Below are 8,728 nucleotides of genomic sequence, written 5' to 3' on the forward strand. Positions count from 1 at the left end.
AACGCGTTGTCGATCTGCTTGCCCTGGATCGCCAGCGTGTTGTCCGCCTTGATCGTGCCGCTGTTCGTGAACGACTGTGCGTTCTGGAAATCGATGTTCGTTGCGCTGATCAACGGGCCGTCGATATTCTGCTGGTTCGCCTTCGCGAGATAGACGACCGGCACGAGCACCGACTGACCGTCGACCACGCGCGCTTCCATCATGACCACGTTACTGGTCAGCTTCGACACCTGATCGGCCGACAGGCTCGCCCCGATAGGCAAATCGAGCGACTTCGACAGATCGGCGCCCGCTGCCATCAGCGATTGATACATGGTCTGCAGGTCTGCGTACGGCCCGAGCACGGCCTTGCCGGTCAGCGCGGTGACTTCGTTGCGCACGAGCTGCTGCTCATAAAAGCCGTCGCCCAGACGCTTCGGAATATGCGTGAGGTCGACGCCGAGTTGCCCGAAAAAGTAATCGCTCGAAATGAAGTTCTTCTGGTTCGCGAACGCCGGGTTCGTCTCGATCACGTAGTTCGCATTCGGCGCGGTGGTCGGCCGGTACAGCCCGCCCTGCGGAATCGTGAGGTTGTTCAGTACGTTCAGCGCCGTCGCACTGGCGATGATCGGATCCACCGGCGCCTGCGGACCACCGTGCACCGACGACGCACCCGATTTCGCGCCGCTCGCGTTACCGCTCAGATTGGTGGGCGTGAGGCCCGGCACCGACTGCCCCGGCAGCAAGCCGAGCGACGGAATCGACGCGTTGCCCGCCGTGTTGTTGACGCTGACGCCCGTGCCCGAAATCGTGCCGTTCGAACTCAACGTCGAGTCGTATTTCGGCAGTTTGTAATCCTTGATCGATGCCGGCGCCGCCTGCGTATAACCGCCCGGACGCCCTGTCACGAACGGCGCGTTGCCGAACGGCAACTGCCAGTCGTGTTCCGAGTTGTCGTAGTTGTTGTAGTGATACTGGCCCGAGTAGGAAACCGACACACCCGGCAGTTTCTGACCGGACGCCGCCCAGCCGTCGGCGTCGTAATGCCCCGGCATCTTGACGTCGCCGACCGCAGCGATGTTGCTCCAGTAGTTTTGCAGGGTGCCGACGGACGACGCATCGATCCTCCCGCCCGACACGATCTGCGCAGCCGGGCTGATGTCCGTCACTGTCGTCGCCGTCGCGCTGTCCGCATAGTAGGTCGTGAACTGATACGTGCTGTTCCATTGACCGCCATGAGGCGGCTCGGTGTAGACGCCGCCGATGCTGTCCGGATCCTTCACGCCGATCTGACCCGTGCGACCGCTGATCGGAATGCCGAACTGGCCGAGCAGCGATGGATCGATCGCGCTGGTCGACGTCCTCATCACCCGCCGCGTGCTCGTGATCTTGTCCGCATGCAGTTCCATGTCGCCGCCGGACTGGATCAAGGCCGACACGTTGTTGACGAGCGCGGCGTTCGTGTAGTTGCCGCTTGCGTCCTTGCCGCCTGCGAGCACGACCTTGCCCATGCCGAAGATGGCCGTCGTCGCCATCGAATCAGTCGCGGTCGTGTCGTCGCGGTTTTCGATGTCGTGCGCGAGGATTTCGAGCGTACCGTTGCTGTCCGACGCACCGATCAGCGCGGTCGGCCCGAGATTCGAGAGCGTATTCGTTGCGTTGAGCGACGCGCTGGCGCCCACGAGTGCGCCCGTATTCGTCAGGTTGGTCGATTGCGTATGCAGCAGGCCGCCGGCAGTCAGGGCGCCCACGTTGACGATGTTGCCCGCGTTGACGCTCAGGTTGTTGACCGATTGCAGGTTCGCGTTGTTCGTGAAGGTGCCGGGTAACGTGAAGGCGAGATCGTGACCAACGTTGAACTGTGTGTCGGCCGCGGCCGTGTAATCGCCCCGCAGATTCACGTTCGCGTCGTGCGCTGCGCTGTATGTACCGCCACCCTGCAGCGTGGCCGCCGCGACCGACAGGTCATGTGTCGAGCTGATCTGGCCGCTCGTGTTCGTGATCGCGCCGGTCGTCGTGACGTTCACGTCGCCGTTCGAGTTCGCGACGTTGCCGATGGTGCCGCCGCTGTTGTCCAAGGTGTTGCCTTGAACATGAAGCGATGCGCCGCTGAGCTGACCGCCCTGCGTATTGTTGATCGACGCGGCACTGACCGTCACATCGCCGTTGCCCGTGATCGCCCCCATGCCGGATACGCCACCAGCGTGGCTGTTCGTGATCTGGCTGCCGCCTTGCACCGTCATCTTGCCCGCGCCCAGGTCGACAATGGCGCCGTCCGCGTTGTCGATCGAGGCCGATCGAATGGCGAGCGTGCTGGTGTCGCCCGCAACCGATTGCCCCGCCTGGATGTGCCCGCCTCGGTTTGACAGAGCGCCGCCGTTCTTCAACGACAGCGACGCGTCCGATCGCAGCAGGCCCTGCGCGTTGTTCACGTCACCCGCAATCGTTGCGTTGATGCCGCGCTGCGCGGCCAGAATACCGCTCGCGTTGTTCCAGGTCGCCGCGTTGACGATGGCTTGCCCCTTCGTCACGATGGTGCCCGACGCGTTGTTCAGCGCGCTCGATCCGTTGCCCGGCGCGATCGTCAGCGTGCCGGTGCCGGCATGCGTGATGGTGCCGCCCGCGTTATTCAGCTCGGCCGGCTCAAGCGTCAAATCCGAGGCGTTCGTCTGGATCACGCCGGCGGCCGAGTTGTCGAGCGTGCCGCTGACGTTGATGCCCATCGCCGACGAGCCGTACTGTGTGATCGTGCCACCGTGGTTGACGAGGTTAGCGGCCGTCAGCGCAAGCTGATTGGCCTCGAGCTTGCCGCCGCTGTTGTCCAGCGTCGAATCGGCGATGACCGACAGGTTCGGCGCAACGATCGAGCCGCCCTGGTTCGTCATCGAGCCTGTGTGGATCGTCGCGTTCGTGCTGGCACCGATCTGGCCGCTGTCGTTCGCGAGCGTACCGCTGGTGATTCTTACGTCCGTGTTCGAAAGCAGCTTGCCGTTTGCGTTGTTCAGCGCACCGCCGACGGTTGCCGTCAGTCCGTTCTGCGCGTTGATCGCGCCCGACGTGTTGTTCAGCACCCCGGCTTGCGCGACGACACGCCCGTTGCTCGCGATCGAACCGCCCACGTTCGACACAGAGCCTGTACCACCGCCAAGCGTCAGTGTGCCGTTGCCGGCATGCGTGATCGTGCCGCCATCGTTGACGATCGACGCCGGCGCGAGCGTCAGGTCGGTACTGTTGCTTTGCAGCGTGCCGCCATTCGAGTTATCGAGCGTGCCCGACACGTTCACGCTCATCGCACCAGCGCCGGTCTGCGTGATCGTGCCGCCGTGGTTCACGAGGTCGGTCGCGTTCAACGAAACCTGGCCCGCCTGCACGGTACCCGCGCTGTTGTCTAGCGTCGTTCCACTGACCGTTGCCGTCTGGCCGGAGATCGAGCCGTCGCTGTTGGTCAGGCGCGCGCCTGCATCGACAGCTACCTTTTGCGCAGCCTGCAGCGTGCCGCCACCGTTGTCGATCGACTGGCCCGATACCCGCAGATTCGTGTTGGATGTGATCGCGCCGCGATTGACAACGTTTGCGCCTTGGATCGAAACATCACCGTTGCCGCCGATCACACCGCCTTGCGCGCCGTTCGCGGTAGTCCCCGCCGCATTGGTCAATTGGCCACTCGTCGTCACCGACAGGCCGTCCCCGTTGAGCGACGTGATCCGACCCGCCGTATTGTCCAGCGACGCACCAGCCACCGTCATGCCGGCCGCACTTTGAAGGGTGCCCTGGTTGTTCACGATGGTGCCGCCACGCACGTCCGCCGTGCTTTCGGATACCAGTTCGCCGGACTGGTTGGCTAACTGGCCAGCCACGTTGACTGACAACGGCCCCTGCGATGAAACCTTGCCACTCTGGTTCGACAGATTGCCGCCGGTCAGCGTCGTGCTGCCGCCGCTCGACAGGCTGCCGTGATCGTTGATCACGGTGCCCGATGCGTTCGCCTGGATGGCGCCCTGCGCGCTCGTCGTCGCGTTCGACAGGTTCACGTCGCCGGCCGTCGCGTTCAGTGACAGATTGCCGTTCGCTGCCGTCTGGCTGCCGGCGAGATTCACGCTGCCGCCCGTCAGCGATGCATTGCTGCCTGCGACGTTCTGGCCGGTCGCGATCAGTTGGCCGGACGCCGTCAGGTTCAGGTCGCCGCCGTGTGCGACGGAGCCGTCATTGTTCACGCCGGCGCCGAGCGTACCGGTCGAATTGATGCTCCCGGCGTTCACCGTCGTATTTTGCTGCGCCGCGAGCGTACCGGTGTTCGTAAGATCGGCGCTTGTACTGGCCGACAGCGATTGCTGCGCGTACGTGGAGCCGCTATTCTGGATGCCGCCCGCGGCCGACAGCGACATATTGCCGCTTGCCGTGGTCTTGCCCGCAAGGACGAGCCTGCCGTTCGACTGCAGCGTCAGGTCGCCTGCCTGTGCGGCGATCGTCCCAGCGTTCGCGACCCCCACACCGAACTCGTTCGAAGCAAGGACGATCCTATTGGCATACATGCCACCCAACTGGCTCACGTCGATCGCGACCGACGGAACCGGGCCGTCGCCGGCGATCGGTGTCGCTGCAAGCGTGTCGTGATTGACCTGGGCCGCGCCTGCGATCACGTTCAGGTTCTTTGCATAGATGGCGGAATTGGCCTGTACCGCTCGGGCAATAAGGTCCACCTGATCGGTACCGGTTGCATTCAAGCCGGCACCCGAGACAGTCACGAGTCCGCGGTTGACGTTGTATCCGGCGAGCGAACCATCTGCGCCGTAGAACGGCACGCCGGTCGTCAAGGTCGCACGGCTGGTATTCAGGAAGGTTCCACCGTCCACAAAAATCCCGGACGGGTTAGCGATGACCAGCTCCGCGCGGGCGCCTGCGATCTCCAAGGCGCCGCGAATTTGAGAGGGGTTCGGGCTGTTGACCTGGTTGACGATGATCCGCGCGGCCTGCCCGGCTCCGTAGTTCGGGTTACCGTTGATCCAGCCCGCCTGCTGGGTCTGAACCATCGTGGCCGAGTTGTTCAGGATCGCGCCAGCCTTTTGGACATCGAACTGGTTATAGGTATTGACCGATACGCCGGCGCCCGAAGGCTTGGCCACGTTGACCTGAGGCAAGCCGTTCGGCGTCTGGATCACCTGCGTGCTGGTGCCGGGCGTCGGGATGATCTGCGCACCGGACAGGGTGGGTAGCATGCCGAGTGCGGCGGCGCCCGCCACCACGACGCGAGCGCCGGACGTCGACGACCGCCGCTGCGCGCGAGCTTCGCCCGTTGCCGACTTCCCCTCAGCCGTCGCCGTCTCCGCGACGGCCACCACCATACCCCGAAGCCTGGAAAACACCAGGCGGTGCGTATTCTTATTCATTCTCGTCGACGCGGCCCGCGTCCATTCGTTGGTTATCCGGCACGAGCTTACCGAAACCCTTACGAATGACTGTCAAATATTGCCAAGCTGTTGAAGGAGAACCACAAATTCCTAATTTCAGTCTCGTCTGATTGACGTGTGCTGACGTACGACTTGGACAGCCGCCAGTCGAACGAGAAGTCTCTGAGTACCACGCGAATTCGCCGTTTCAATCTCGCTCGCGATCGTGATCGCGGGCTTCGTCGGCGGCCTCGTGCTGTCGGCCGTCAAGCGCTCGCTCGGCACGAAGGACTGGGGCTCGATGATCGCGGGCCACGGCGGGATGCTCGACCGCGTCGACTCCATCTGCTTCGCCGCGCCGGTGTTCTTTCACCTGGTGCGCTATCTGTATGTGTGAGGCGCGGGGCGGCGCGATGCCGCCCGTGCCTGCGCTCGAAGGATCAGTACCCGTCGCGCAACGCCTTCGGCACGACGTAGCGGCCGCGCGCGGCGTCGAACTTCACCGTGTAGCGTGCGTGGATGGCCTTGTCGCCGCGCGTACCCGTTTCCATGACCGTCAGCGGATAGACGTCGCCTGCGCCGGTCGTGTCCGGCGCGATCTCGAAGCGGCGTTCCTCGCAACGCGCGCGAGCATGCGCGCATTCCGTCGACTCGGCATTGTCGAGCGCCTCGTCGATGCGCGCCGCCGCATGCACTAGCGCATTGCCGTACGGCAGCCAGATCGAGCGGGAGGTTTGCGTATAGCCTTGCCGCGTGTCGCTTTCGCCGATGACGAACCCGAACAGGTGCGGCCCGAGCCGCTCGATGCGCACCGTGCCCGGCTCGCCGCGCTGACCCGACGCGATCTCCGTCTTCTTCACGACAGGCTCGAGCGCCTTGCCGTCGGCCGTCGATTTCAGCACGTACAGGTCGATCGTGCCGGGCGTCGCGTCCGAATCCATGCCAGGCATTCCGTTCTGTACCGCAGCCTCGGTCTCGCCGCACATCGCGAGCAGCGTGCGCGGGCCGTCCGCGGTCGCGACGCGCAGCGAGCCGCACGGCGCGTAGATGAAATCGTCCCCGTCTGCCTGCCAGCCCTTGCGGTCGGCACGCCAGTTGCCGTACGTGTCGTGGACGAAGGCCTTCAACGGAGGGTCAAGCTGGACCGGTTCGGCCGCATAAACGGGCGACAGCGCGGAGAGCGCCGTGAGTACCGCGAGTGCGCCAAGTGCGGCGAGCGCAGCCGCGAGCGGCTTGAGACGTGAGTTCCGGTGCGGGACGGTCATGACGAGGTTCGTTCTGGTCGGAAAGAAACGTTGCGAAGGGTTGCAAGTGTGCACGATCACGGTTGCCGTGGCGCGATACCGGTGCCGTCCGGCTTCAGCCGCGCGGTTGACACCCATCCCTCGGCAATGCCGCGCGTGTGCGGATTCAGGTAGACGACCGACGTGAAACGGCCGTATTCGGTCCTCGCATCGACGTGGTCGTGCTCGACGATGAACAACCCGTCGATCCTGCATGCGTCGTCCGGCGCGGAAAAGAACGGCAGGCGCCCCTTGCCGGTGACGACACGCCCGGCGTCGCTGCCCATCACATCATCACCCTGCCCCTGTGCGCGGCGGTTCAACGCGTCGCAATCGACGGCACCGTGCACCGGCGCAGCAGGCGCATCACACGCCGACACGGCATGCAACAGCGCGCGCCGGTCGATCTTCAGCACATCCGGCCGGTCGGGATCGCGTGTGATGTCGAGCGCGCGCATCGCCTGCGTATCGAGCGTCACCCAGCCGATCGTCGCTTCGCGATTAGGCGTACCCGGATGGCCAGGCACCGTGAACAACCGGATGCGATAAACGTTGCCGGTGCGCTCGTCCAAGTCGGCCTGGATGTCGCGCCGCGCCATCGCAGTCTGCCGCAACGACGGTACGATCAGCGCCGTCAATTGCGCGTTGCACGATGCCGGCGGAGGCGCAGCGGTCGCCGATTGCGCGGCCAGTACGCCCGCGCACGCCAGCACGGCACCCACGGCGAGTGCCGCGTACCGGTCACGACGCACGGCCTCGCCATTCGCGCCGGCCGGCGTTACGATCTCGTTCTTCATCCAGGATCCGTCCGATGTGCACGGGAAGCTGCCCGCGAGCCCGTAGCGTACACGCAAGACGCGCCACCGCACGCGCACATCGGCCGGCCCGACACGGACACACGCATGAACCTGACCTTGCAGGACGTCGCCTGGCACCGCTCGGTCGGGCGGCTCATCGAGACGCTCGACCAGCCGGGCTTCTGGCTGTCGCTGATCCGGCTGATCGAGGAATACGTCGCCGTCGACAGCTGGGTCGCACTGATGTTCGACGACGCCCGCCCGCTGGTATTCGCCGAATGCGCGTACGAAGGCGATGGGCCCGATCCGCTGTTCCGCGACTACCTGCAGGGGCTGTACCTGCTGGACCCGTTCTACGTCGCAAACCGCGACGCGCCGGCGAGCGGCCTGTTCCGGCTGTCCGACGTCGCGCCCGAGTGCTTTCGCGACACCGAGTACTACACGCGCTATTTCACGCACAACGTGGTCGAAGACGAAGTGCAGTTCAACGTCGTGCTCGACGATGCGCGCACGCTGTGCCTGTCGCTCGGCAGCAAGCGGCGCTTCAGCCCCGAACACGTGGCGCTGCTCGACCTGGTGCGGCCGTGGGTCGCCGCGCTGATGCGCCAGCGCCTCGCATACGAGCCCGCGCTTGCCGAACCGGCTCCGGCGCGCCGGCCCGGCGCCGATGCCGGGAACGGCTTCGAGCACGCGATGACGCGGCTCGGCACGCCGCTCACCGCGCGCGAGCTCGACGTGATCCGGCTGATCCTGAGCGGACGCTCGAACAAGGAAGTCGCGAACAAGCTGGAAATCTCGGCCGAAACGGTCAAGGTGCACCGGCGCAACATCTACGCGAAGCTCGCGATCAATTCGCAGTCTGAACTGTTTTCGCTGTTCCTGAAGGCGCAGACCGGTACGTGACGATCGGCGGGCGGCGTGACGTGTTCGCGGCCCGCAGCATTTCGCCCCCCGTGCCGCCGATACGCGCTATCGGCTGTGCCTTCTGTGCAAACAGGCAGCGCGCCCCTATCCTTGCGCGATCCGACCTGTCTGCCCGTTCGAGACGAAACGGGCGACACGCGCTGGCCTGGGTTCTGATGGCATCTCCTCGTCAGTCAGAACCTCTTCGCCGACCCTTGCAGAAGGGTCGGCGTTTTTTTGGTTCATCGCGGGAAACCGTGGAAGCTTTCGGTGCAGTTGGTAACCTGACGCCAATGGGAATAGGCGTTGGAGGCCAAATTGCTGGATCGCAAAGCACTACAGGCGCTGGGCTGCTGGACGGGCTACCGGATTGAGCGAG

3 protein-coding genes and 2 pseudogenes are annotated in these 8,728 nt (G+C 64.8%); 2 read left to right on the top strand and 3 right to left on the bottom strand.

All coding sequences use genetic code 11. The features are described 5' to 3' along the window. Positions 1-5,366, bottom strand: a pseudogene (gene bcpA / locus DIE03_RS37775) (contact-dependent inhibition toxin BcpA); the annotation flags it as partial. A 202-nt stretch (positions 5,367-5,568) separates the two neighbouring features. Between bcpA and DIE03_RS37780 the strand changes: the two are divergent. After that, a pseudogene (locus DIE03_RS37780) lies at positions 5,569-5,763 on the top strand (phosphatidate cytidylyltransferase); the annotation flags it as partial. Between the two features lie 43 nt (positions 5,764-5,806). Here DIE03_RS37780 and DIE03_RS37785 read toward each other — a convergent pair. Then, on the bottom strand, positions 5,807-6,631 hold the full coding sequence (locus tag DIE03_RS37785) for a topoisomerase IV (RefSeq protein WP_124457119.1): 825 nt from the start codon (positions 6,629-6,631) through the stop codon (positions 5,807-5,809). A gap of 56 nt (positions 6,632-6,687) precedes the next feature. Then, positions 6,688-7,446: a hypothetical protein gene (locus tag DIE03_RS37790; protein ID WP_260435030.1), complete on the bottom strand. Its 759-nt coding sequence runs from the start codon at positions 7,444-7,446 to the stop codon at positions 6,688-6,690. A 105-nt stretch (positions 7,447-7,551) separates the two neighbouring features. On the opposite strand from DIE03_RS37790, the gene DIE03_RS37795 reads away from it, so the two are divergent. Then, positions 7,552-8,349 carry a helix-turn-helix transcriptional regulator gene (locus DIE03_RS37795; RefSeq protein WP_124457120.1) on the top strand — a complete coding sequence of 266 codons (798 nt, stop codon included), beginning with the start codon at positions 7,552-7,554 and terminating at the stop codon, positions 8,347-8,349. The last annotated feature ends 379 nt before the right edge of the window (positions 8,350-8,728 follow it).

Source organism: Burkholderia sp. Bp8992 (assembly GCF_003853705.1).
In the GTDB taxonomy this organism is placed as follows: Bacteria; Pseudomonadota; Gammaproteobacteria; order Burkholderiales; family Burkholderiaceae; genus Burkholderia.